Genomic DNA, 25,299 nt, shown 5'->3' with positions numbered 1-25,299 from the left:
CTAATCCTGTCTCTGGTAAGGTTCGGGCTTTCTTCTCGAACCGCTCGAAACGAGCCGGACTTTCCAAAAGCCCCCGCTTTTAAGCGTGGGGTTCCTTACTCCCGGTTGTTGCTCAAACTACGGATGTTATACCATTTTTTTTAAGTTATGACAGACTTTGGCAAACAGGGAAAGTGTATAAATTACAATGTCTTGTCGTGTTCGATCTCTATCGGATCTTTAGAAAAATGGTATTAGTTGTTTTAAGTGCCTGCAACACTGGAGAAGGCAGAATTACCGGGGATGGAGTGATTGGCTTATCGCGTGCTTTGATTTCGGCAGGAGTGCCGAGTGCAATTGTTTCTTTATGGGCGGTTCCTGATGCGCCGACATCCGAATTGATGCAGGCATTTTATCGAAACTTGCAAAGTAATCCCGACAAAGCACAGGCTTTACGGCAGGCAATGCTAACCACGATGAAAACTCATCCCCAGCCGCGAAATTGGGCGGCATTTACTTTGATTGGGGAGGCTGAATAATAATTCTCCTAAGAAACTCATCCCAAATCCTATTTAAATGTGCGATCGGGTTTTTTGTGGATGTGCGATCGAATTTGATTGGTTAGTCCGTTATATCAAATCCGTTAGCATCGGAATTATTAGTAGCCGAAATTAGGAGACGGCAGTGCCGTGTCCCTACAATAAATCTGGGGTAGGGACACGGCACTGCCGTCTCCTCTATATCATAGGTCGTGCAACCGGAATTGATATGAGACGGGGGTTTCAACCCCCGGCGGGCCGTGCCACAAAGCAGACAAATTTTCGGTCGGTTTCAGGGCGATCGAATTTGAGAGAAATGTGCGATCGCGTTTTTTGTGGATTGGCGATCGCCAGATTGTGTGTACCACATAGACATAAAATATCCTATCCTACACATTCACCTACCTTGCACCTTCCCGCAATTAATCTTGCACCTCATACCTCATCAACTCTGCGGGTAGAACGAATGAATTTCCCATCTGGGTTGCTTAAGATTTAAGTAATCCTAAATCAACTGTCAACTGTCAACTGTCAACTGTCAACTGTCAACTGTCAACTGTCAACTGTCAACCGTCAACCGTCAACTTACCGCGTAACTTTATGAATGCAGAATCAGCTACAAACATTCTAGATAACCTGGTAAAGGAAAAGAGAGGCGAACCATTGAACGGCTTACAGCGAGAAATTATTCAAGGAGTTTTAAATGGTTTGACATACCAAGAAATCAAGAATAATTATGCGATCGCGCGGAACTATCAAATATGCTACTTAGGGCGATACGTTGCTTATCATTTGTGGAAATTGCTGACAGAGGTATTGAAAGATGCAGGAATTATCGACCCGGATGAAAGAGTCCGCAACAAAAATTTGTGGGATTCCGCGATGAGAGTGGCACAGCAAAGAGTGCAGTCGGAATCTGTACAAAAAAGTCAACCTCCCGTACCGCCAAATTGTGTATTTCGATCGCATATCAACAATCCTCTCCCTCTTTCCCCTTCTCCCTCTTTCCCCTTCTCCCTCTCTCCTGTTCTCCCTCTCTCTTCTTCTCCCTCTCTGTCCCTACCGCGAAACAGGTGGTAGCAAAACTTCTGCTTCCTTTTCAATTATAGATTCCTCCAAAACATTCTCTAAAACCGGAGCAGGAATCGGCACTTCTTCAACTACCTGATGCTTTTCCAAAGTCAAGCGAGAGTTGGACGAACCGGACAATCTTTTTAACAATTTTGGTGTAGGATCGTAGAGCAAATAAATAATGCGATCGCCCGCTTGCCAAATCTCTGTTGCCGACACAACTTGCAAGTATCCTTGTCTTTCAAGTAGCAGCGGCGCCAACTCCCCGGCTTGCACCAAAGCTTGCAAGTGAGCAATCTGAAATTGCAATCCCTCGCTGTTTAACTCGGTTTCCCCTAATTTTACTTCGCTGTCGGTCAAATATTCGTTCCAATCCTTCAGCGACAAATCCGAGACAAAGGCTTGATTAATTTTACTATTATTTGCAGGCGCATTTGCTTGCGGGTCTTTGGGGAATAATGCCAAAACCCTCGGCGGTGCAAACTCCTCGGCTGCTCGCTGAGCTAATACTAAGTTTACCTCGCCGTTGTTAGTCATTGCCAAAAATGTTCCCATCGAATCGAGTCCGGCTTCTTCTAACACGCTATGGTCGAGAGCGCTACTCAAAAATACTCGCAAACCTTCTCTTTCTGCTTGCGCGCAAGCTTCCGGATTGGTGTCGATAATTGCGACTGATTCTCCGCGTTCTTGAAATAAGCGAGCAATTAATCTGCTTAAAGGATTTGACCCGACAATTGCTGCACCTGTTGCTGATTTTGAGGTGACTCCTAACAGTTGAGCTATCCATCCCGCTGTCAGCCCTTGTACGAAAACAGTCATAATAATTGTCAGGAAAACTAAGGCTTTAATTGAGTCGCCGCCGTTGATGCCGCGCTGGGTGAGCAAGATGGCAAATAAAGAGGCGATCGACGCTGAGACAATTCCCCTCGGCGCTACCCAGCAAGCAAATAATTTTTGCCGCCAGTTCAGGCCGCTGTTCCAAGTGCACAGCCACACATTGATCGGCCGCACTACCCACATTAAGGCTAAAACTGTAAACAAACTTCCCCAACCGAGCGCAACTACACTAGCGAGGGATAAATCGGCCGCCAGCAACACGAACAGGACGGAGATGGCGAGGACTGTGAGTTGACCTTTGAACCTCCTGAGCAGCCGTTCTTCCGGCACAGCAGCCGCTCTGAGGACGATGCCGGAGAGGACTGTTGCCATCAGTCCTGATTCGCTGCGGAGTTCTTCTGATAAGCCGAACAATCCCCACAAACCTGCTAAAACTACTAGGTTTTTCAAGTCTTCTGAGAGAAATTGCGATCGCTTGAGAATGAATCCTAGCAGCCACCCTCCGGCAACTCCGACGACTGCGCCAACTAAAAGGCGAACGATTAAATCTCGGAACAAGACCAATAAATCAGCATTGCCGTTTAAGATAATATTCAGTACCAATACCGCCAAAATTGCTCCGACTGGATCGATTAAAACGCCTTCGGCTTCTAGCAAGGCGGCGACTTGTTTGTCAACGGATACTTGTTTGAGCAACGGGCCAATGACTGTCGGGCCTGTGACGACGACTAGGGAAGCATACAGAAATGCGATCGGCCAGGGAAATTCCCCCAACCAGTGTGCTGCCATTCCGCCGCCAATGAGCGTAATTAAAGTGCCGAAAGTAACTAAATTGCGAATGCTACCGGAAACTTTGCCTAAATCTCGCAATTCCAAATTCAAGCCGCCTTCAAACAGAATTAAGGCTACTGAAAGAGACACCATAACTTCTAAACCGCTGCCCAACAGATTGGGGTGCAACAGTCCGAGGCAATCCGGGCCTGCTAAAATACCGAATAGCAGCAAAAATACGATCGCCGGAACTTTCAGATAAGCGGCCAGAACTTGAGCGCTGATACCACAGGTGACGGTCATGACCATCAACAGGGTGATGTTAAAGGGGATTTCCATAGATATGATTGTTACAGGCTGCCCGCTCGGTTTTAAAATTTAAAAGATTTAAAAGCGCGATCGGGGGTGATTTGATTGCAGGCGCTATACTTGACGCTGGCACAAACTCGCCACTGCCCTGGATTTTTGTGAATAAAATTAAAAAACGTTGATATTGGCTATAACTTTATCAGATAATTCTCTTACCGTCAAAGATGAGAGTAAGCTGTAGCGCCTAGATTGTCTGTTATGTTCGAGGGGAAGAAGGGGAGAGAGGGAGAGAGGGAGAGGGGGAGAGGGGGAGAGGGGGAGAAGGGGAGATTTGATGTCGAGTTAATTCTCAAAGAAACTTCTTGCACTCATTCGGAAACTATCTTGAAATACATCTGCGTTACATCGTCGGTTGCATCTGCCAGCAATCTAGGATTTACATAATTTCAGAACATTAAAACCAAATACGGTTTACTTAAGATAGTCCGAAGAGAGGAACGAAGCATAAGCCCTAGCCCTTTCAGGGCGGCTTCGCCAACGGGCAGGCACGCGCCTTCGCAGTATCTATTTCTCATCGGATTTTACCCCCAGGGCGCTATATCAGTAAACGGTATTGCATTAAAACCAAATTCATCTTTTGTGGAATTAATCTCAAATCATTTGGCATTCTGCCATCGGCGCAGAAACTCCGATAGAGTTGCTGGCGAGACTTGTTTTTCCAGCCAATCTAAAGCCTGGTTTTGATTAGGTGCAGCGCGATAAAATTTGCAGGCATCTATCAGCCGAATTGTAGAATTTGGGACAGTCGATTGAGCGCGCCACTTTTGTGCGAACTCGGCAATAACAGCCGGCGAAATTTGTTTTTGCAGCCAATCTAAAGCTTGGTCTTGTTCTGCCAAACCGCGATAAAATTTGCTGACATCTATCAATCGCAAATTAGTGTCGCCCGGTGTGGCAGTTGTCCGCCACTTTTGAGCAAATTCCCCTAAAACAGAGGTAGAAACTTGAGTTTGTAGCCAAATCAAGGCAGTATCTTGAGCAGCACTAGCTTGGTAAGATGACAAGAGCTCAGTCAGCCGCGCGGCTGGTACTGGAATTGGTGTCGGAATTGGTGTCGGAGTTGGTATCGGAGTTGGTGTTGGCGCTGTAGGGGGGACAATTACTTTGGGAGATTTTCTCATCAACGCGGCCCAAGTTTTGATGCCTGCCATGCCGTCTGCATTGAGGCCTTGAGATTTTTGAAACGAGATGAGGGCGGCTGTGGTAGAGGTTCCAAATTTGCCATCCATCGCGCCTTGATAGAAGCCTTTACTTCTTAATTGCTTCTGGATGTCTGCAACTTTATAATTTACGGCGCCTTCTCGGACGCTTTCAAAAATATTGGCATCTACATTGCCCGAGACACCCGACACAGTGCTAGTGTCGCTGTACTGCCAAAAAGTCCAAGTCTTCCAGCCACCGGGCACCCAAGGTTCCTCGGCACTGGTATAGTGAGCAATCCACAGCGGGTAATCTGCCAACCGCCGTGTCCCGAGGTTGTCCCAGAAACCGGGGTAGGTGTAGATAATTGGTCGCATCGAGGTGGCTTTTTCCACTGCTTCGAGCCAAGTTGTCGCGCGATCGCACAATTCGTCCCCACTCAAACCGCCTGTAGTTTCCACATCCAAGACTGGTGGCAAATCCCCCGCTTCGAGTTTGACAGTTTTCAAGAACAAATCTATTTGTCCTTGAACGCTGCTTTCCGGTCGAAAAAAGTGATATGCACCGCGTTGAATCCCCGCAGCTTTAATTCCCCCCCAATTCCGGGCGAAAGTTTGGGAAACTAATGTTGCACCTTCCGTCGATTTGACAAATGCGAACAGAATGCCTCCCTTGGCAACGGCTTGCCAATTGACGTTGGGCTGGTAGTCGGAAACATCTATACCGCGAATGCTCATATAATGGAGAGTTTAAGAAAGCTGGCGCAAGTCTGAAGAAGCGACTAGATTAAGGCTACATTAAATTGTAATGCTAAGTTGCTAATTGTTTTTTTTGTAGGGGAGATTGTACAAGTGAACCTCGATCGCATAGAGCCAGGCCCCGGTCAAGAGTCGGTTTGGGATTACCCGCGCCCCCCTCGTCTTGAGGAATCGACCAAACACGTACAGATTATTTTTAACGGAATGACGATCGCCGATACGCGCCGCCCGTTTCGGGTATTGGAGACAAGTCACCCTCCAGCCTACTATATCTCTCCCGAGGACATCCAAATGGAATATTTGCATAAAACTTCACGGGGATCTTGGTGCGAGTGGAAGGGACAAGCGGGTTATTACACTGTGACGGTAGGGTCGAAGGAAGTTGTAAATGCTGCTTGGTTTTATCCTCATCCCAATCAGGTTTTTGCAGCTATTAAAGATTACGTGGCTGTTTATCCGAGCCAGATGGATGCTTGTTATGTGGACGGGGAATTAGTGGAATCTCAACCAGGAGATTTTTACGGAGGTTGGATTACCAAAGATATTGTCGGCCCTTTTAAGGGAGGAATCGGAACTTGGGGTTGGTGAGTTCAACAGTTGACAGTTGACAGTTGACAGTTTGAGAGTTGAGAGTTGACAGTTGACAGTTTGAGAGTTGACAGTTGACAGTTGACAGTTTGAGAGTTGACAGTTGAGAGTTGACAGTTGAGAGTTTGAGAGTGATCTCTACCCTTAAGTCCGAGGATTGGAGTAATGAATAGTCTGATTTTAATTTCTCCCGAAAAACGTTCCGGCTTTCAACCAATTCTTTCTGGTAATTGTGAAATTGCTGGGTTTCTCACCACCCTTCGCGGCTTTAGGTTTTGATTTGAGGAATGGCAAAGAAACCGCGTTTTTTACGCACAACTTAGTTACGAGTTCGTCTCGGCTTAAAAACTGATTTTGTTGAGTTAGTCTGCGCCATACATGAGTTAAGGGCGGGCGCAGAAACCTTTTCTTGCGCGACAACAAGCCAACAAGAAAAAAATCAAGAATACTATAAGTCTATTATTAAGCGAGGATGAACCAATGCAATCCACACTGCCGAAGCTAACGAATCAGCCCCTCCTCAAACAAACACTGTAGTCAAGAATACAGCCAATGCTAATAAATAAATGTTAAGATAATTCAAGAGCTGACACTAGATTTGTTGCTGCTGTATTGTTCATTCGGATATGCGCTGTGTCTGTGGAATTTATCGCGCCATCTAACTTCCCTGAAAAACCACCTGAAAATTTAACTTTAGAGTCTACTCTTAAGGATCTGGCTGTCTTTAATTTTCAAATTGAAGCTTCATCCCTAGCCAAAGACGTAGCTCGGTTGTTTCAATCTCACCCCCTGCTTCCGGGAGTTATCTTGACGGTAAATGGAGATTTTTTAGGAATGATATCGCGCAGGCGATTTATGGAAAGGATGAGTCGCCCATACGGAGTAGATATATTTGCTTGCAGACCAATTCTGGCTTTGTATCAAATAGCTCAAACCGATACTTTGATTTTACCAGAAGTAGCCTTAATTGTCATGGCTGCTCAGCGAGCCGTGCAGCGGCCGCCGGAACTACTTTACGAGCCGATTGTTGTGCAGTTAGCACCTCAAGTTTACCGACTGTTAGACGTGCATCAAGTATTGGTAGCTTTAGCTCAAATTCACCAACAAGCTACTTGGTATATTAGCGAGCTTTATTACAATTTATCGGTAATACAATCTGAACTAGAAGCAGCTAATTCTCAATTAAAAACAGCTAATTCCGAATTGTATCGCCTTGCTAACTCCGATGGTTTAACTTTGGTAGCAAACCGCCGCTGTTTTAACGAATATTTAGATAAAACATGGCAGAGATTGGGACAAGAAGCAGCAGAAATATCTTTGATTTTATGTGATATTGACTTTTTTAAGAAATACAACGATAGTTACGGACATCAGGCGGGAGATGCTTGTTTGCAACAGGTAGCACAAACAATTGTTGAGGCTGTAAATTACTCAGCAGGCGAAGTTTCGGAAGAGACGCTGGTGGCTCGTTACGGAGGTGAAGAATTTGCGGTAATTTTGCCTCGAACTTCACCAAAGATTGCTGTCTCGATTGCAGAACATATTAGAGTCTCGGTGAAAAAAATGGCAATTGAAAATATTAACTCGCCAGTATCCCCTTGTGTTACACTAAGTTTGGGAGTAGCGAGTACGGTTCCTGTACCGACAATCTCAAAAAAAGATTTGATTGCAGCAGCCGATCGTTCGCTTTATCAGGCAAAAGACGCAGGGCGCGATCGGGTCATATTCGATACTGTAAAGTTAGATTAAGTAGATAAGCGGCAAAAATTGGTTCGTAGTCAGGACTTTAGTCCTCATCAAAATTTCAAAAGTTGATTAAGTAGATAAGCGGCAAAAATTGATTCGTAGTCAGGACTTTAGTCCTCATCAAAATTTGAGGACTTTAGCCCTCACTACGAACAACTTTGATGGGATATGAGATAATTCTGGAGCGACTAGGAAAAATTTAGTTCGATCGCACAATCCACACTTTACATCCAAACCCGCTCGGCCGTCCAGTGCCTGTCCGAAGATTCATAAATCCTCAATCCCTCCAATCGGGCACTTTCCACCATTGTCTCAATCTCATCCAGGGTAAAAGCCGCTTGTAGCGAATCGCTGAACAGTTGTTTCTGATGCGAGTTGCAATCTGCCGCATAGAGCTCGACTAAATTATCCCTAATTTCCCGTGTTTCGGGCCGGAGTAAATCCCGCAAAAATATTGCTCCGTTCGGCTTCAAAACCCGCCGGACTTCGCGTAAAAACGGCAGCGGATCGGGCAAATGGTGGATAATGCTGTTGGAAATCACCATGTCAAAACTATTGTCGGGATAAGGCATGGCTTTAGCATCAATTAATTCGAGATTAATTTGCGATCGCACTCGGGCCTTTTCGACATTCTGCGCTCCAACTTTCAGCATATTTGCCGACAAGTCAATACAGGTCAATTTCCATTCCGGCCGCAGTTGAGTGAGGGCGATTGGAATTCGCGCCGTACCCGTACCCGCGTCCAAAACGTTTCCAAAAACCGGCCCCAAAGCAGCCGCACTCTTGGCAAACGCAGCATTAACCTCAGTAAAGTCCATCGAATCGTATTCGATCGCCTCTTCCCAAGAATCCATCACCTCCGGTTCCAAAACTCGCTGCATAAAATTTATCTCGTTATCTGGCATTTCCATATACAAGCCGAGTTTCGCCTGCAAAATCTCGACTAACTCCGGTTCCATATATCTGTAATTGTCGGGGATTTGCAGGCAAATAACTTTCTTGTCCTTAATACTGTCGGGAAATTTGCTGCGAAGTCGAGATCCGTGCTTCTTCTCCATCACAAATATGACATCAGCCCAGCCAAGCAAACCTTCAGTTACTCTAATTCTCGCACCTTTTTCCGTTCCAGCCGATCGCACGCTGTACCCGCTAACTTGCTGGCATATTTTCTCGGCAGTCAAACTCCTCCACTTATTCTGGCTGCACACAAACAATATCTTTGTTCGATCCATTTTATCTGCGTTAATCCGCGTACATCTGCGGTTAAAAATCTCAATTCCATTGCTCCGACCCACCTTGCATATCATAGATAGGGTATTTTGTCAAATTTGCCAAAATTTCCGTTACAATTATTAACCTATAAAATGCCTGTTTTGCACAAAAACTTGTATTTTTAAGATTGGCAGAGTTCGTTTATTTAACGATTTTAAAGAGTTTCAGGCGATAAAAGCAAAAATAGTCATAGCACCCCTTGAGTATCAGAATCGTATAATAGCTCAAACGGCGCAAATTCGTCAAGTAAATGAGAATGGAATCAATAGTGAAGGGTGGTAATTTTGGGGATTTTCGGAGATTGATTGAACATTTAAAACTAAAAATATTTTATTATTTATTCTACTTATCAAAATTGCTTCTGCTGTCCCGATCGCCCTCAACCGCTCAACAATAGAAATAAGCTCGATCTAACTTTCTCCATCTCTGTTATAATTGAGATTAAACGAAGTCGTTATGAGTTCAAGTAAGCAGCTATGACTGAACAAGCCGTAGAAAACCTAGTAATTATTGGCTCTGGCCCCGCAGGATACACAGCAGCCATCTACGCCGGGAGAGCAAACCTCAAACCCGTAGTTTTTGAAGGCTACCAAACCGGAGGAATTCCCGGCGGTCAACTGATGACCACCACAGAAGTCGAAAACTTCCCCGGCTTTCCCGAAGGCATCACCGGGCCGCAATTGATGGATCGGATGAAAGCTCAAGCAGTGCGCTGGGGTGCCGAGTTATACACAGAAGATGTAACTTACGTTGATTTAACCCAGCGGCCGTTTACAGTGCGATCGGACGATCGAGAAATCAAAACCCACACGATAGTAATTGCTACAGGCGCGACGGCGAAAAGATTGGGTTTGCCTAGCGAGCACGTATTTTGGAGTCACGGCATTTCTGCCTGTGCGATTTGCGACGGCGCCACCCCAATTTTTAAAGGAGTAGATTTAGCTGTCATCGGTGCGGGCGATACCGCAGCAGAAGAATCTATTTATCTGACAAAATACGGCTCTCACGTCCATATGTTGGTGCGGCGCGGTCAGATGCGCGCTAGCAAAGCCATGCAAGACCGAGTGCTGAGCAATCCTAAAATCACCGTGCACTGGAACACCGAAGCTGTGGATGTTTTGGGAGTGCCGGGGAGCAAGATGGATGGGTTGAGAATTAGAAATATTGAGACCGACGCCGAGAGCGATTTGCTGGTGAAGGGTTTGTTTTACGCGATCGGTCACACTCCCAACACTCAGCTTTTCCAAGGTCAGCTAGAACTCGACGAACTAAGCTATATCGCCACGAAACACGGTTCGGTAGAAACCAGCGTCGATGGAGTGTATGCTGTCGGCGACGTGCAAGACCACGAGTTTCGTCAAGCCATCACTGCTGCCGGTAGCGGCTGTATGGGGGCGATGCTAGCCGAAAGGTGGCTGTCATCGAACGGCTTGACTCAGGAATTCCATCAAACCAAGGAATCGCAGCAAGCAGCAGCGCCGCCCGCTCCAAAAGTACGCAAAACCAGCGAGAACTTTGATATCAACGACACTCGCCACGAAGGAGGTTTTGCTTTGCGGAAGTTGTTCCACGAGAGCGATCGACTGATTGTAGTTAAATACTCGGCTCCGAGTTGTGGCCCTTGCCACAGTCTCAAACCGATTTTGAGCAAAGTAATAGATGAGTTCGAGGGCAAAATTCACTACGTGGAAATTGACATCGAAGAAGATCCCGAAATTGCTGAAAATGCTGGCGTGATTGGTACGCCGACGATTCAGTATTTTAAAGATAAAGCTTTGGTGACTGAGCTTAAGGGAGTTAAGCCGAAAAGCCAGTACCGCGAGTTAATTGCCAGCAATTTGTAAGCTCGTGTCGGCAGAGGATGACTGCGATCGGATTGGTTGCTAGTGAGAATTTCAGTCTCCCCCACAGAAGGACTTGCATTCCTCACTACGAACGGCGGACTTGCATTCCTCACTACCAGCCTGGTCGATGTTTGATAAAATTATGACTGGCGCCGATCGAGCAGATTGTTGAGCAAAATCTACCCAGCAACCGAGTCGATCGAACTGCGTCGGTCTGTCCGGAACAAGTACGACCGCTAAACTTTGCCGATCGCGTCCGGAACCTCCAGGATTGGAAGATTTGAAACCATAACTGTCCCGTTGCAAGTGCAGCACAAAGGCACGCCGAACTAACCAATCCCAAGGCGATCGCATACCGGAACTCGAAAGCCTACATAATTAGACTTGAATTGCCAAAATCGAAAAATACCCTGAAACGATCTGCGTTTATCTGTCTTTATCTGTCTGACATCTGCGGTTTCGGGAACGATCGAAGACTTATGCAATTCAAGTCTATTCAAAAAAAACAATATAAAGCCCTCCTAGAAAGACGGGGCTTCTACCCATTTTTCTGATGACACAAACTAACTTGAATCTCCAGCCCGACTACTGGAATAAGATTTGGCAAGAAGAAGGCCGCGGAACTTGGCGTCGATATCCCGGATGTTTCGGCAGAGTTTGTTGGGCCGTCGGACACGGGCTGGAAGTTTTAGAACTCGGATGCGGTGCAGGTGTCCTGGCTTCTCAGTTGTTAGAGTTTGGCAATTCAGTAACTGGGTTAGATATTTCCGAAGCTGCGATCGCCCAACTTCCCAAACAGATCTCAGGGGTAGTCTCAACTTTACCCGAAATTCCTTTTCCCGATCGCAGTTTTGATGTTGTAGTAGCAACAGAAGTTTTGGAACATATCGACGACGATCGAGCGTGCGTGATAGAAATAGTTAGGGTGTTGCGATCGGGCGGCAGAGCTTTTTTTGCCGTACCCAACGATTGCCTCGGCCCTGATGAAGAACCAGAGCACGTTCGCAAGTACACTCCAGAAAGCCTAATGGATTTACTCTTGCCTTACGGCGACGTTTTTACGGAAACATTTATTGATGAGTTCAGTGTTGGCAGAGATCTTATTGCTCTACCAAGCATTTTAGCAGCACTCTACCTTCCCAGCGACAGCGAACTTGTTTGAGTTGCAAGATATCAGGATAAAAAATGAGCATTAGGGCAGCACTCGGACAAAAACCATTTTTATCTTTTTGTGCGATCGTCAAAAATGAAAGCGAGAATTTAGCGCGCTGTTTGGCTAGCGTTCAACCCTACGTTGATGAAATAATTGTAGTCGATACGGGTTCTCAGGACGGTACGCCGGAAATTGCCACTCAGTACGGAGCAAAAGTGGGATATTTTGAGTGGTGCGACGATTTTGCGACGGCGCGGAATTATGCTTTATCTTTAGTGACGGGTGAGTGGATTTTAGTGCTGGATGCAGATGAGGAGTTAGTTGTCACATCAGTAGATTTTAGAGAAACCCTCAAATTCCACCCAGAAGCGCTCGCTTATTCAATAATTAGAACAGAAGTAAGGCATCAAGCGGGAATGACTCCGCTACACATGATCCGCTTGTTTCGCAATCTCCCAGAAATTAGATATGTCGGTCGCTTTCACGAGCAAATTCAGTATCAAAACCGCAGTTTTAGCGACAGTGAAGTCAGCAGTTTAGATAGTGTCAGAGTATTGCATCACGCTAACAGCCACCAACAAGTCGCCGCCAAAGTTGTCAACCGCAATATTCCCATCTTAGAGCTGGCCCGACAAGAAGAAGGGCTTAGTCTCATGCTATTGTACTCCCTAGCTGGGATGTACGGCTCAGCGGGCGAGGACGAAAAAGCGCGAGACTGCTGGGAGGAAGCATTAGAAAGATTGTTTCCGCATTTGATAGACGGCAACCCTCCAGAAGAATTTGGTTTCATTCCCTCCTTAGTTTTTACTTTAGCAGGGCGATCGCTCCAAAATCGAGACTATGAAACAACCATGTTACTGTGTCAGCGAGGTCTGGAATGGTGTCCCAACTATCCTCCCCTAAATTATATAGCTGGCATGACATTAATTAATCTAGGATTTCCGTTAGGTGCCGTTGCTTACTTTGAGAATTGCCTGAAACTGGGTAAAGATAACAGCTACTATACAAGAGAGCCTTTCGAGTCAAGTTTCACCACCACCGACCCGGCTTGCTGTTTGGGTCTAGCTTATACTAACCTGAAGCGCTGGTCGGATGCAGTATCGGCATTTGAACTAGCGCTGACTTTCGATGAAAACTGCACAGCAGCCCAGGAAAATTTAGCAAAAATCCGACAAAGCTTCAATCAGTAAACGGCGAAACATGACACTAAACAAAGTTCAATTACCGCGATTTCTCAACATTGCCTCACCGTCAAGCCTGTCAATGAAAATGATGTGGGCGGGTTTGGCAATAACTGCCTTATTTATCATAGTAGCAACCTTATCTCCCGTCATGCAAGGTTGGGGATGGCTGCAAAATCCTACCGATGCTTTGATTAACCCGATTCACGAACCGCCGTCGGCGAATTATTGGTTCGGTACCAGCCGCAGCGGCTACGATGTTTTTTCGCGCACGCTGTTTGCTTCGCGGGCGGCTTGGCAAGTGGTGATTTTAGCCACAGCGTTGAGTTTGTTTATCGGCGTGCCGCTGGGTTTGGTTAGCGGTTATTTGGGCGGCAAGCTCGATCGCGTGCTGTTATTTTTAATGGATACAATTTATACGTTGCCGGGATTGCTGCTTTCGTTAACTTTAGCATTTGTCGTGGGAAAAGGAGTATTGAATGCTGCGATCGCCCTGAGCATTTCCTACATCCCTCAATACTACCGCGTCGTCAGGAATCACACCGCCAGCGTCAAAACCGAATTATTTGTCGAAGCCGCCCGCGCCATGGGTGCAGACACTTGGACAGTGTTGTCGCGCTACCTGTTTCTCAACGTAATTCAGAGCGTACCGGTGCTGTTCGCGCTCAACGCCGCCGATGCAATTCTAACATTAGGAGGCTTAGGATTTCTCGGTTTGGGACTTCCCGAAGAAACTCCGGAATGGGGACACGATTTGCGTTTAGCTTTAGATGCGCTACCTACGGGCATTTGGTGGACGGCTTTGTTTCCCGGTTTGGCAATGACTTTAATGGTTGTTGGGCTGTCTTTGGTGGGAGAAGGATTGAACGAATTTGTCAATCCCCGGCTGCGGAACCAGCAGTAATAGGAAAGATTGGTTCGTAGTGAGGACTTCAGTCCTTTCTTCTCTTATAATTATAGTCCTACAAAAAGGTTCGTAGTGAGGACTTCAGTCCTTTCTTCTCTTATAATTATAGTCCTAAAAAAGGTTCGTAGTGAGGACTTTAGTCCTTGCCTTTCTCAATACTCTAGTCTAAAAAGGTTTGATCGTTCGGACTTGGGTCCTTTCTTTTCCGAGGACTAAAGTCCTGACTACGAACTGTTTGACAAGCAAACGCAAAAGATGAAATACCAAACATTTCTCGAACACATATCCGAGTTGTACAATAACTGGGGGACACCGCAAGCCGAACCAAAATCCAGTCAATTTCAGCAAATAATCAACTCTCTGCAAACCACAACGACAGCCAATGCAATGCAGTTGCTAAATTTTGCTGTCGAATGTATGTCTCCCGAAGAAATTTACTGCGAAATCGGCTGCTTTCAAGGCGGCAGCTTAATCGGTACGCTGCTAAATCATTCACAAATAACCGCTTGTGCCGTTGATGACTTTTCGGAATTTGATACTTTTGGCGACAGCAGCGATAATTTAGGAGAAAACCTAGCCAACTTTAATATATCGGAACAAGTTGTTTTTTGCAATCAAAATTTTGAGGAATTTTTCTGGGATTTGCGGGAAATGCAATCTGCCGATCGCATTGGTGTATTGTTTTATGATGCCGCTCACGATTATCGATCGCACTTACTAGCTTTACTTTTATCCAAACCTTTTTTAGCAGACTCGGCACTGATTGTTGTCAGCAATAGCAATTGGGAGACTCCGCGTCAAGCCAACTGGGATTTTATCGCCGCCCACCCTCAATGCCAACTGCTATTTGATTTTTCTGCACCTGAATTTAGCGATGCTTGGAATGGCTTGCAGGTTTTTAGTTGGGATGTCGTCAATACATCCGGCAATTACGAGTGGTCAACTTTTCAGCAATTGGGCAGTCAGGCTGCGATTCAATCAATTTACGATTTGCAGCAATCCGATCGAAAAAAAATCACCGCAGAGCTGTACAGTCAAGCTTTAAACCTGCACCAAGCCGGAAAATTTATAGCAGCAGAGGAGAAGTACAAGCAGGTTTTGCAGTACGATCCAAATCAAGTAGATGCTTGGCAAAACCTCGGTACACTTTATTATGCCACAGAGCGGTATCGAGAAGCGCAAGATCTGCTGAGCGAATGTTTGGCGGTGGATTCCTCCGTAGCTGGCGCTCATTACAGCTTGGGCTTGGTGTTGGAAAAAACCGGGGATGTTATCGGTGCCGTAAGAGCTTATCGAGAGGCGATCGCCCTCGAACCCAACTGCATTGATGCTTATAATAATTTAGGCAATATTTTAGGACAAATCGGCGATGTCGATCGAGCTGAGTCAATTTACCGTCAAGCGATCGCACTTAATCCCGCTCATTTTGGCAGCTATCTGAATCTGGGAAACTTGCTACTGTCGAAAACAGAAGTCGATCGCGCGATCGAGCTTTACGAAACTGCCCTGCAATTGCAGCCCGATGCTGCTGAAGTTGTCGCCAATCTCGACTTTGCCCGCCGTCTCAAAAATGACCCAATTCAAGCATACCTTTATTTTGGCAACGATTGCTATGGGCGCGGTGAATATCAACAAGCCGTTATCGAGTACAGGAAATTTTTAGAAGTTCAAACAGGCGACCTTCAATTATACTTGAATTTGGCTGAGTGTTACCAACATTTAGAGGAATATGCAGCCGCCATTCAAGTTTGCCGGGAGGCGATCGAGCTTTATCCAGCAGACGCCAGTCTTTACCGCAATTTAGTCTTGGCTTTGGTAGCATCCGGGAGAACTTCAGAAGCGATCGCAATTGCGACCGATGCGTCGAGTTTATTTCCCGAAGACAGCTTTTTTAATCCGGGACAGTATTTAATTCTGCCGGTGATTTATCAAAGTGTAGAGGAAATAGCTGTTTATCGCGATCGGTTCGAGACGGGAATCAAACAGTTAATCCAACAAACCAACCTCGATACAGATGCAGGCCAACAAAAAGCCTTAACAATTATCAGTCAGCACACCAACTTCTTTCTAGCTTACCAAGGCGGCAACGACTTAGATATCCAGAAACAGTACGGGCAATTTGTTCGCAAAGTCATGGCTGCTAACTACCCGCAGTGGGTAAAGGATTTACCGCTACCTCCCCCCAGCAAAACCGGAAAAATTCGCATCGGCTACATATCTGGTTGCTTGTGGGGACATACAGTCGGCAAATTAACCCTCGGCTGGCTGCAACACAGCAGCAGCGAATTTGAAGTATATTGCTATCAAATTACCGAGACGCAAGACAACTTTACTCAACAGTTCCGATTTTACAGCGATACTTTTCACTACATCCCCGGCAACTTAGAATTAATCTGCCAACAAATTATTGCTGACCAATTACACGTACTGGTTTTCCTCGATATTGGGCTGCAACCGCAAATGACTCAACTTGCAGCCTTGCGCCTTGCTCCCATTCAGTGTACCTCCTGGGCGCATCCGGTGACTTCAGGATTGCCCACCGTCGATTACTTCCTCTCCAGCGACTTGATGGAACCGGAAAATGCTGTTTTGCACTATTCCGAAAAATTAATTCGCTTGCCGAATATTGGCATTTCTTACCCGCAGCCCACGATTCCTAGCACAACGGCCACTCGTGCAAATTTTTGCCTGCGGGAGGGGGCTGTTGTTTATCTCTGCTGTCAAACTCTCTGCAAATACCTGCCGCAGCACGACTACATATTCGCGGAAATTGCCCGACAGGTTCCTCAAGCTCAGTTTGCCTTTATATCACGTCCGAATGTTGATATTGGTAAACTGTTTCAGCAGCGCCTCCAGCGGACTTTTGCTAAGTACGGTTTGGATAGCGCTGATTTTTGCGCGATTTTACCTAAAATGGATGAGAAAGCTTATTGGAATCTTCAACTTTTGTCTGATGTTTTTCTCGACAGTTTCGGTTGGTCTGGAGGTCACACGACTTTGGAAGCGATCGCCTGCAATTTACCAATTGTCACTTGTCCGGGAGAATTTATGCGGGGCCGCCATTCCTCTGGGATTTTGGAAATGCTCGGAGTCACCGAAACAGTTGCTCAAACCGCAGCAGAATACGTAAAAATAGCTGTGAGGCTGGGCTTAGAATCGGAATGGAGGCAGAGTATTGCCGATCGAATTTTGCAAAGACAAGGGCGTCTGTACGGCGATAAAACTTGCGTCGCAGCCCTTGAAGCTTTTTATTATCGTGCAGTTGAGGCAGTTTAATTATTCGATCGCGGTTGTCGGAGGTTTGGAGTCGCCAAGCGGTGATTGAGTGCCCAACAGGAGTGGCGATCGCGATCGGTTGCACAGTTGTTTTTAATAGGATAATGATGGCGGCAAATTTTTTGTCCTTGCCACCAACCTTTATACTTAAGCCTGAGTCTGGTTTTGCCGCTCCCTGTTTTCCAACAGAAGACAACTGTTTTGTCAGATCCTAGTCCCGATCCCATGAATCATTCCCCATGCCCAATCCCCAATCTTGCATCTAAAATAGCATGAGTTGGTTTTAAATACAGCAGGTCGTCCCGTAATATTACTTAGTATTGCGGAGAAAAGGTTCATCGCGTCTTTATATTGCAGCGGATATTTTTTAATTAAGTATAAAGTTGCACGTCTTTTCAACAATCAGGTCAGACAATTTTCGATTTGAGATTTTCGATGGAATCAGCTATACCATGATGGTTGGGATCGCGGGTCTACCATCGCATTTTTTGAGGGAACAGGTGTCGGTTGAACGGCTAGCTCCTCTCAAGAGAGCTTGGAGTTTCTCAAATCCATCAAGTGTCGCCATGGAGGCGATCGCCCGTGAGGAAGATCTGCCTCGGCGAGATCGAGGTAAACTTAGTAATATTGGACTTAAGTTGTTTCTGAGATTAAAATGAATGTAGATATTAGCTAGAGAGACAAGCAATCCCCGAACAGTTCGCAGCGTAACAATTACCGCAGGAGCGAACTCTTAGCAAACTTTCTCATTCTGGCTGTTATCTCTGAGACCGCAAAGCTCACAGACAAGCTTAAATGAGAATGTGACGTTACGAACTTAATGTGATGTAATGTCAAAAGCAGCCCCAATTTTTCAAAATTGAGCTAACTTAACAAAGAAAGCCCCTGTTGCACTACTAAACCCGCAACGCTTCATTGGGGGCGATCGTCGGTCTCTCATGAGAGAGTTGCCGACTTACAACTAAAGCTCACAAGCTTTATTCAATCGCAGATTGCGTATGATTCAATTCAGGGAAACAGGGTAAAGATGGGTGCATCTACACGGATTGTATTGGTCTCAATTCCGGCAAGTCAAAAATTGTCTGCTAACTCTCTGGCAGACTGCGCCGCAGCCTTTAACCCAGATATCCACACAAAACAGCGCCGTTCGATCGCGCCCAAGTTTTTCCGGGCCGTTCTCAGGATTTAGCTGAGCCAGACATGAGTCAGTATTGTCAAGCTAAGCTGACAAAGTTTTCTAGGTTCTTGACAAAAAACGGAAAACAACTTCCATTTTTTGTGAGAACGGCTACAATCGTAAGGGTCTTTCCAAGATCCGATTCTCACAGTTTGGTGCTTCGACTCTCTGCTGTTACATTTGAGGCAGCAGACCCGCATCCAAGGTGGCGAAAATTTGCCGTGCAACTGTGATGTCTGACGACCAGAGTGAAAGCAGCAAGCAAATCAAAAGTTGGACACCCATAACAGAAAAGTTAGAGGGTTCCGTGCCAGAAAACTTGTACGGGTAAAACATCGAAGTGCCGAGTAAAAAAGCCAGTATTTTTTGAGGTGCGATCGCATCTCCGGGTTTGCTTTTCTGGGTCAGGTATCGCAGACGATGCGTTAACTAGCCCAAACAAGAAAAAGCCGCACGCTCAATCCGAGGTTGCGACGTTAAAGTCGGCGATCGAGTGAATGCGCTGGCTACTTCTTTCCCAGAGCTCGAACTTTGACTCATAAAATTGGTGCGGTTTCGGTTACTGCTTCACTTAGCAGACCGAAAATTCCACGATTTCTTCCTGCGGGAATGTCAATACTGGCTAACTTGTCTAAACTACAAACAGACACTATTCCACTGTTATTTATTCTTTAATTCAGGAGCATGAGGAAGGCGGCATGATCCAGGCTAACACCGTACTCGAAACCAAAATTACACCCAAAATGGAAACTATCGAGTTGCTGAGGAACGCCGAAAGCGTTCTACCTGAGAGCGAGTTGGAACTCTTTATCGACGAAGAAGACGATCGAGAAGATTTTCTAGACAACCCGTCTGAGGAGGACGACACTAAAGCTGGCAAAGGCGCGAAAGCCCGCCGTCGGGCTCAGGCAAAGAAAAAGCATTATACAGAAGACTCTATTCGTCTCTACCTGCAAGAAATCGGTCGGATTCGACTGTTGCGAGCAGACGAAGAGATTGAACTCGCCCGCAAGATTGCAGATTTGCTGGAATTGGAGCGAGTTCGAGAACAATTGCTCGAAGAGTTAGACCGCGAACCTAAAGACAACGAATGGGCTACTGCTGTAGACATGGCACTACCTGCATTCCGTCACCGACTCCACGTTGGTAGGCGCGCCAAGGAGAAGATGGTGCAATCAAACCTGCGTTTGGTGGTGTCGATCGCCAAAAAGTACATGAATCGCGGTTTGTCTTTCCAAGATTTGATTCAAGAAGGCTCTTTGGGTCTAATCCGGGCTGCTGAAAAATTCGACCACGAAAAAGGCTACAAATTTTCCACCTACGCAACTTGGTGGATACGTCAAGCCATCACCAGAGCAATCGCCGATCAATCCCGGACTATCCGCCTCCCGGTTCACCTTTACGAAACCATCTCGCGGATCAAAAAAACTACCAAGCTGCTTTCTCAGGAAATGGGCCGCAAGCCTACGGAAGAAGAAATCGCCACCAAGATGGAGATGACCATCGAGAAGTTGCGCTTTATTGCTAAATCCGCACAGTTGCCAATTTCTTTAGAAACTCCGATCGGCAAAGAGGAAGACTCGCGTCTGGGAGACTTTATTGAATCTGACGGGGAAACGCCAGAAGATCAAGTCTCAAAGAACTTGCTCAGGGAAGATTTGGAAAGCGTTTTGGACACTCTCAGCCCCCGAGAACGGGATGTACTGAGGCTGCGTTACGGCTTAGATGACGGACGGATGAAGACCTTGGAGGAAATTGGTCAAATCTTTAACGTCACTCGCGAGAGGATTCGCCAAATCGAGGCTAAAGCCCTGCGGAAATTGCGCCATCCCAACCGTAACAGCATCTTAAAAGAATATATCCGCTAGAGCATTTGTCTCGCATCACCCAAAAGAGTGATTTGCTCTTTTGGGGTGGAACCCCCTACCCCAAAAAGAGCGATCGCTGTTAAACATTGTACTGCTCAATGCACGACGGCAATTAGCTATTTGCTGCGGGTAAATTCTCCTGCAAAAATTGCGCTGCTAAAAACGCACGGGCAAAATTTTGGGAGTCCCCAAAAGAACTCCCAAGCTTTGCAGTGTCTGAAAAGTTTTAACTAGAAAATTAGATCAGGCCCCAGAAGTGCAGCACGCCTTGACCGGAAACCAATTCAATGATGACAGCGGCAGAGAAACCAATCATTGCTAAACGACCGTTCCAATTTTCAGCACCTGCGCTGAAGCCCCAGTTCCAAGCGTTGCGTTTTTGTTCTTGCATAGTGCGAACTCCCTTCATTAACTTTTGTAAGGCTCATGTTAATTAATATAACAGTTACTTGAAAAAAATGCAAGTTTGTGATGCGTGATATCGATCGCAAAGGTCGATCGACCTTTCTCCTGTTTCCTACCGAGGAAAAATCGCCAATTCGGTATCAGGATCGAACAAGTGAATTTTGTCATGGGCGATCGCCAGCCAAAGCTCCTCGCCAACACGGATCGATCGCTCGGGAGGCACCCGCACCTGCATCCGCACAGCCGGATCGTCAGTCAAACACACCCGCAAATAAGTTTCGTGTCCCAAAGCCTCCACAATTTCCACTTGTACAGACAGATTTTTGGTAGCAGGAGGGTTGATGCTGAGATGTTCCGGGCGAATGCCCAAAATCAGTCCTCGCCCGTCATATTTTTGTAGATTTTTCGCCCAAATATCGGGTAAAGTAAAGCGAAACTGCGGGTGAGAAATCAACAGCGGCGCGGTAAACTGCACGGGCAAAAAATTCATCGGCGGAGAACCGATAAACTCAGCCACAAATAGATTAGCTGGCTTGTTGTAAAGCTCTAGAGGCTTAGCGACTTGCTGAAGCTGGCCAGCATTCATAATCGCAATGCGATCGCCCATAGTCATCGCCTCAGTTTGGTCGTGAGTCACATAAATAGTGGTAGTGCCCAACTGCCGCTGCAACTGCACAATTTGCGATCGAGTTTCCGCCCTCAACTTCGCATCAAGATTTGATAGAGGTTCGTCCATCAAAAACACTTGAGGATTTCGAGCCATCGCCCTACCCAAAGCCACCCGCTGCTTTTGTCCTCCCGAAAGTTGTTTCGGCAAGCGATTTAAAAGCGGTTCTATTTGCAATAATTGAGCAACCGCCCTAACTCTTTCTCCTACCGCCTTTTCCCGTTCCGACAAATAGCGCAAACCCGGAGGAAGCTTGCGAGTTGCTCCCACTAAAAAGTCCTCCCCTAAAGTATATATTCGCTCTTTGCTTACAGTATTAGAAGCTAAATAATCGATCGCCTCTTCTATCTTATTCCTGATTAGTTCTACCTTCTCCCTTCTTCCTTTTTCTGTCACTGTCACTGTCTCTGCTTCCTCATTCCTTCTTCCCTCTTCCCTCTTCCCTCTTCCCTCTTCCCTCTTCCCTCTTCCTTCTTCCTTCTTCCCTCTTCCTTCTTCCTTCTGTGAGCGGCGCAATCCAAAGGCGAGATTATCGTAGACTGTTAAGTGAGGATAGAGAGCATAATTTTGAAACACCATAGCGATATCTCGGTCTTTTGGAGGTAAATCATTAACGAGCCGATCGCCAATCCAGATATTGCCGGCTGTCAAAACTTCCAAACCTGCGATCGATCGCAGCAAAGTGCTTTTTCCGCAGCCCGAAGGCCCCACCAACACCATGAATTCCCCGTCGAGGACGGTCAGGTTAATCCGCCGCAAAACAGTGTTAGACGAAGAGCTAGGAGTCTCTGTTGAGACACTTTCTGCGACGTTGTTTGCTACTTTTTCCTGTTCTCCTTGGCGGAGGGGAAAACTTTTGTAGATATTTTCTAATACAACTTGCGCCATCAAACGATTTTAGATTTTAGATTTGGAGGAAGGAAGAAGGAAGAAGGAAGAGGGAAGAGGGAAGAATAATGGGAGAATTTCATTTTTGTAAAAATAATTTTTTCTTTTAGTGTGATCGTCCCCGGTCGCTTGCCGATCTAACCCTCGCGAGCGGGGACAGCACTATAAAAACAAAACTGAGATGCTCCCCAAATAATTACCCATTACCAATGACTACTGACTATTGACTACTGACTACTGACTATTGACTACTGACTACTGACTACTGACTACTGACTATTGACTATTGACTACTGATAACCTTGATAATTCTTTCACCAGGATTGAGGTCAAAAACCCGATCGCCCGGAGCATCCTTCCCCCAAAAAGCTATAGCATCAGTAGTCGATCGCAGCAGGCGGCCAGCAGTCGTAAAAAGTTTAACATCCGTACCCGGAACAGCCCGCAGCAATCCAACCAAAGCATCTTTAGGCTCTGCAAAGCGAAAAGCTTGAGTGCCAATTTCGCCGCGGTTAGTCAGCCTGACAGAACCCGCAGGCATTCGTTTAGCCCAACCCAACTCCGAAATTAGCACCAGACTGTCCTCCCGGTCGATCGTAATACAACCCACCAACTGTTCCTGCTTCCGCAACCTGGTGACTTGAGAACCCTGGGCGGTGCGGCCCATGGGCGGCAGTTGTTCGTCATCAACATCAAATCGGAGGACTCGACCTCCCGAAGTTGCGACGACCACTTGGTCGCCAACTTTGCTGAGACTAGCATTACGCAGTCGATCGTCCTCCTTGAGTTTAACAACAGTCACGCCGCGATTAGTCAGCTCAGCAAATTCCTGCATCGGCAAGCGCTTAATTTTGCCTTGTTGAGTCAGAGTTACTAAATCCGCAGCCTCCGAATTTTCCGGCAAAATAAAGTGTGCAACTGTGATTTCCGAGAAAGCACGACCTGCACTTTCTTTAGTAGCACTGGGCGACAACAAACTAACAATCGGCGTTCCCCGGTCTTTTTGGCTGCTACTAGGAATATCAGCCACTTTCAGCGGATAAGCTTTGCCGTTAGGAATTAAGACGACCAAAGTGCGATCGGTTTTTGTCAGGTTTGCCGTCACAATAAAATCTTCATTTTTTTCTAAAGCTGAAACCGATTTTTCGCGACTTTTCGAGCGCGGGCGTTCCGCAGCGGGCAATCGTCTCACGTACTGCTTGTGCGAAAATTCAACAATAGTTTCCTCCGGTTCAATATCGGGCAATAAATTAGGTGAAATTGTTGCCGGCAACAAAGGCTTCACACCAGCATTTTTCTTGCCAGCCGGTTGTGTTTGAGCAGTTCTGGCGCGTCCGGTTCCATTGGCAAATTTAGTGCGACGTTCGTCAGCGTACTTGCGTTTTAGCGATCGCAATTCCTTCTTTAAAGCCTTCAAAAGTTCGCGCCTGTCGCTCAACAACCGCTGCAATTCTTGAATATTCCCCATCAACTCATCCAACTCAGACTGCAAATTTTGCCTTTCCATACCAGTCAGCCGACGCATCGGCATCGCCAAAATCGCATCAGCTTGACTTTCGCTCAGATTAAGGCGAACTTGGAAAGTTTGCTTAGCAGTAGTCCCGTCAGGAGCATTTCTGAGAATGTCGATCGCAGTATCAAGATTTGTCAAAGCCAACATTAAGCCTTGGACAATGTGACAGCGACGTTCTGCCGCCTGCAACTCGTAATTGTAGCGGCGGGTGAGAGTCACTTCTCGGAAATCGAGAAATTCTTGCAACAATTGTCTCAAGGTCAACTGTCGGGGTTGACCGTTGACAATTGCCAGCAAAATCGCGCCAAAATTTGTTTGCAGGTCAGTTTGTTGGTAAAGACGAGCCAGCACCGCCTCTGGAGTAAATTCTCGTTTAAGTTCAATTACAACTCGAATGCCTTCGCGATCGCTCTCGTCACGCAAATCAGAAATACCGTCGAGGCGGCCGGCATTCACCAACTCCGCCACCTTTTCAATCCAAGCTGCCTTATTTACCTGAAACGGAAACTCCGTCACGACGATCGCCGTTTTAGTTCGTACCTTGCGATTCCCAGGCACTTCTTCCACCCCAGCTATACCCCTGACCGCAATGCTACCTCGACCCTTAGTGTAGGCATCAACAATGCCCTCTGTAGAGACGATTTCCCCTCCGGTCGGGAAATCTGGGCCCGGAATTAGTTCGATCAACTTCTCATCCGAGATCTCCGGATTTTCAATCAAAGCAATTAAACCGTCTACCACCTCGCCCAAATTGTGCGGCGGGATATTAGTAGCCATCCCGACAGCAATGCCAGTACAACCGTTGAGCAACAGAAACGGCAACTGAGCAGGGAGCGCCGTCGGTTCCTGCTGCGAACTGTCAAAGTTATTAGTAAAATCAACAGTTGCGTCACCGACTTGGGTTAGCATGGCTTCGTGGGCGATCGATGCCAGTCTAGTTTCCGTGTAGCGCATCGCAGCAGCAGGGTCATTGTCCACCGAACCGAAATTGCCGTGACCCGCCAGCAAAGGATAGCGGCTCGAAAACTCCTGAGCCATTCGCACCAGAGCGTCGTAAACCGATTGGTCGCCGTGGGGGTGATATTTTCCCAAAACATCTCCAACTACCCGGGCGCACTTGCGGTAAGGTCGGTCTGGTGTCAAACCGAGTTCGTGCATCGCGTACAAAATTCGACGGTGCACAGGTTTTAAACCGTCGCGGACATCAGGCAAAGCTCGCCCGACGATCACACTCATGGCATATTCGAGGTACGATTGCTGCATCTCGGCGTGCAGAGGCGTAGAAATTACTTGCCCGGAAAGTAGGTTGAGTTGTTTAGCCATGAGTCCTTATGTCTAATTACTAGATAG

At 46.6% G+C, this 25,299-nt stretch carries 20 protein-coding genes; 11 read left to right on the top strand and 9 right to left on the bottom strand.

The annotated features are described in order from the left end of the window. Positions 1 to 128: 128 nt before the first annotated feature. A complete protein-coding gene (locus JGK16_RS01925; protein WP_293185833.1) occupies positions 129 to 518 on the top strand; it encodes a CHAT domain-containing protein in 390 nt (129 codons plus the stop codon). 203 nt (positions 519 to 721) lie between these two features. On the opposite strand, the gene JGK16_RS01920 is transcribed toward JGK16_RS01925, so the two are convergent. Further along, complete coding sequence (locus JGK16_RS01920) at positions 722 to 886, bottom strand: hypothetical protein (RefSeq protein ID WP_293189362.1); 165 nt, start codon at positions 884 to 886, stop codon at positions 722 to 724. Between the two features lie 232 nt (positions 887 to 1,118). Here JGK16_RS01920 and JGK16_RS01915 point away from each other — a divergent pair, with 232 nt between their 5' ends. Continuing rightward, positions 1,119 to 1,598 carry a hypothetical protein gene (locus JGK16_RS01915; protein WP_293185831.1) on the top strand — a complete coding sequence of 160 codons (480 nt, stop codon included), beginning with the start codon at positions 1,119 to 1,121 and terminating at the stop codon, positions 1,596 to 1,598. Here the strand turns inward: JGK16_RS01915 and JGK16_RS01910 are convergent. Both JGK16_RS01910 and JGK16_RS01905 read right to left on the bottom strand, forming a co-directional pair. Beyond that, positions 1,578 to 3,536 carry a cation:proton antiporter gene (locus JGK16_RS01910; protein WP_293185830.1) on the bottom strand — a complete coding sequence of 653 codons (1,959 nt, stop codon included), beginning with the start codon at positions 3,534 to 3,536 and terminating at the stop codon, positions 1,578 to 1,580. The two genes, JGK16_RS01915 and JGK16_RS01910, sit on opposite strands and share 21 nt — an antisense overlap. Positions 3,537 to 4,162: 626 nt before the next feature. Then, entirely contained in the window at positions 4,163 to 5,443 is a 1,281-nt protein-coding gene (locus JGK16_RS01905) for a GH25 family lysozyme (RefSeq protein WP_293189364.1), read from the bottom strand. A 114-nt stretch (positions 5,444 to 5,557) separates the two neighbouring features. Here JGK16_RS01905 and JGK16_RS01900 point away from each other — a divergent pair, with 114 nt between their 5' ends. Continuing rightward, entirely contained in the window at positions 5,558 to 6,052 is a 495-nt protein-coding gene (locus JGK16_RS01900; protein ID WP_293185828.1) for a DUF427 domain-containing protein, read from the top strand. A 633-nt stretch (positions 6,053 to 6,685) separates the two neighbouring features. After that, a complete protein-coding gene (locus JGK16_RS01895; protein ID WP_293189366.1) occupies positions 6,686 to 7,801 on the top strand; it encodes a GGDEF domain-containing protein in 1,116 nt (371 codons plus the stop codon). 221 nt (positions 7,802 to 8,022) lie between these two features. On the opposite strand, the gene JGK16_RS01890 is transcribed toward JGK16_RS01895, so the two are convergent. Next, positions 8,023 to 9,030 (bottom strand): methyltransferase domain-containing protein, encoded by a 1,008-nt coding sequence (locus tag JGK16_RS01890; protein ID WP_293189368.1) that lies wholly within the window; start codon positions 9,028 to 9,030, stop codon positions 8,023 to 8,025. A gap of 516 nt (positions 9,031 to 9,546) precedes the next feature. On the opposite strand from JGK16_RS01890, the gene trxB reads away from it, so the two are divergent. Continuing rightward, complete coding sequence (trxB, locus tag JGK16_RS01885) at positions 9,547 to 10,914, top strand: thioredoxin-disulfide reductase (protein ID WP_293185824.1); 1,368 nt, start codon at positions 9,547 to 9,549, stop codon at positions 10,912 to 10,914. A gap of 51 nt (positions 10,915 to 10,965) precedes the next feature. Here trxB and JGK16_RS01880 read toward each other — a convergent pair whose 3' ends face one another. Next, the gene (locus JGK16_RS01880; protein WP_293185823.1) at positions 10,966 to 11,268 is read right to left on the bottom strand and encodes a hypothetical protein; all 303 of its coding nucleotides are present in this window, start codon (positions 11,266 to 11,268) and stop codon (positions 10,966 to 10,968) included. A 199-nt stretch (positions 11,269 to 11,467) separates the two neighbouring features. On the opposite strand from JGK16_RS01880, the gene JGK16_RS01875 reads away from it, so the two are divergent. The 4 genes from JGK16_RS01875 (at position 11,468) to JGK16_RS01860 (ending at position 17,431) form a co-directional block, all read left to right on the top strand. Beyond that, on the top strand, positions 11,468 to 12,076 hold the full coding sequence (locus tag JGK16_RS01875) for a class I SAM-dependent methyltransferase (protein WP_293185821.1): 609 nt from the start codon (positions 11,468 to 11,470) through the stop codon (positions 12,074 to 12,076). 23 nt (positions 12,077 to 12,099) lie between these two features. After that, positions 12,100 to 13,257 carry a glycosyltransferase family 2 protein gene (locus JGK16_RS01870; RefSeq protein ID WP_293189370.1) on the top strand — a complete coding sequence of 386 codons (1,158 nt, stop codon included), beginning with the start codon at positions 12,100 to 12,102 and terminating at the stop codon, positions 13,255 to 13,257. Between the two features lie 10 nt (positions 13,258 to 13,267). Further along, positions 13,268 to 14,152, top strand: coding sequence for an ABC transporter permease (locus JGK16_RS01865; RefSeq protein WP_293185819.1), 885 nt, complete (start codon positions 13,268 to 13,270; stop codon positions 14,150 to 14,152). A gap of 258 nt (positions 14,153 to 14,410) precedes the next feature. Further along, positions 14,411 to 17,431, top strand: coding sequence for a tetratricopeptide repeat protein (locus JGK16_RS01860; RefSeq protein ID WP_293189372.1), 3,021 nt, complete (start codon positions 14,411 to 14,413; stop codon positions 17,429 to 17,431). On the opposite strand, the gene JGK16_RS01855 is transcribed toward JGK16_RS01860, so the two are convergent. Further along, entirely contained in the window at positions 17,428 to 17,658 is a 231-nt protein-coding gene (locus JGK16_RS01855; RefSeq protein ID WP_293189374.1) for a hypothetical protein, read from the bottom strand. The two genes, JGK16_RS01860 and JGK16_RS01855, sit on opposite strands and share 4 nt — an antisense overlap. A gap of 800 nt (positions 17,659 to 18,458) precedes the next feature. Between JGK16_RS01855 and JGK16_RS01850 the strand changes: the two genes are divergently transcribed. Together JGK16_RS01850 and rpoD are read left to right on the top strand one after the other, a co-directional pair. Then, on the top strand, positions 18,459 to 18,620 hold the full coding sequence (locus tag JGK16_RS01850) for a hypothetical protein (RefSeq protein WP_293178500.1): 162 nt from the start codon (positions 18,459 to 18,461) through the stop codon (positions 18,618 to 18,620). Positions 18,621 to 19,306: 686 nt separating this feature from the next. Continuing rightward, entirely contained in the window at positions 19,307 to 20,476 is a 1,170-nt protein-coding gene (rpoD, locus tag JGK16_RS01845; RefSeq protein ID WP_293178503.1) for an RNA polymerase sigma factor RpoD, read from the top strand. A gap of 238 nt (positions 20,477 to 20,714) precedes the next feature. Here rpoD and JGK16_RS01840 read toward each other — a convergent pair whose 3' ends face one another. The 3 genes from JGK16_RS01840 to JGK16_RS01830 form a co-directional block, all read right to left on the bottom strand. Next, a complete protein-coding gene (locus JGK16_RS01840) occupies positions 20,715 to 20,867 on the bottom strand; it encodes a chlorophyll A-B binding protein (RefSeq protein ID WP_293178506.1) in 153 nt (50 codons plus the stop codon). A gap of 126 nt (positions 20,868 to 20,993) precedes the next feature. Continuing rightward, complete coding sequence (locus JGK16_RS01835) at positions 20,994 to 22,436, bottom strand: ATP-binding cassette domain-containing protein (RefSeq protein ID WP_293189376.1); 1,443 nt, start codon at positions 22,434 to 22,436, stop codon at positions 20,994 to 20,996. A 283-nt stretch (positions 22,437 to 22,719) separates the two neighbouring features. After that, a complete protein-coding gene (locus JGK16_RS01830) occupies positions 22,720 to 25,272 on the bottom strand; it encodes a DNA topoisomerase (ATP-hydrolyzing) (RefSeq protein ID WP_293189378.1) in 2,553 nt (850 codons plus the stop codon). Between the last annotated feature and the right edge of the window lie 27 nt (positions 25,273 to 25,299).

Source organism: Microcoleus sp. PH2017_09_SFU_O_A (genome assembly GCF_020738625.1).
GTDB lineage: Bacteria > Cyanobacteriota > Cyanobacteriia > Cyanobacteriales > Microcoleaceae > Microcoleus.
This window is presented reverse-complemented; position numbering and strand designations above follow the sequence as displayed.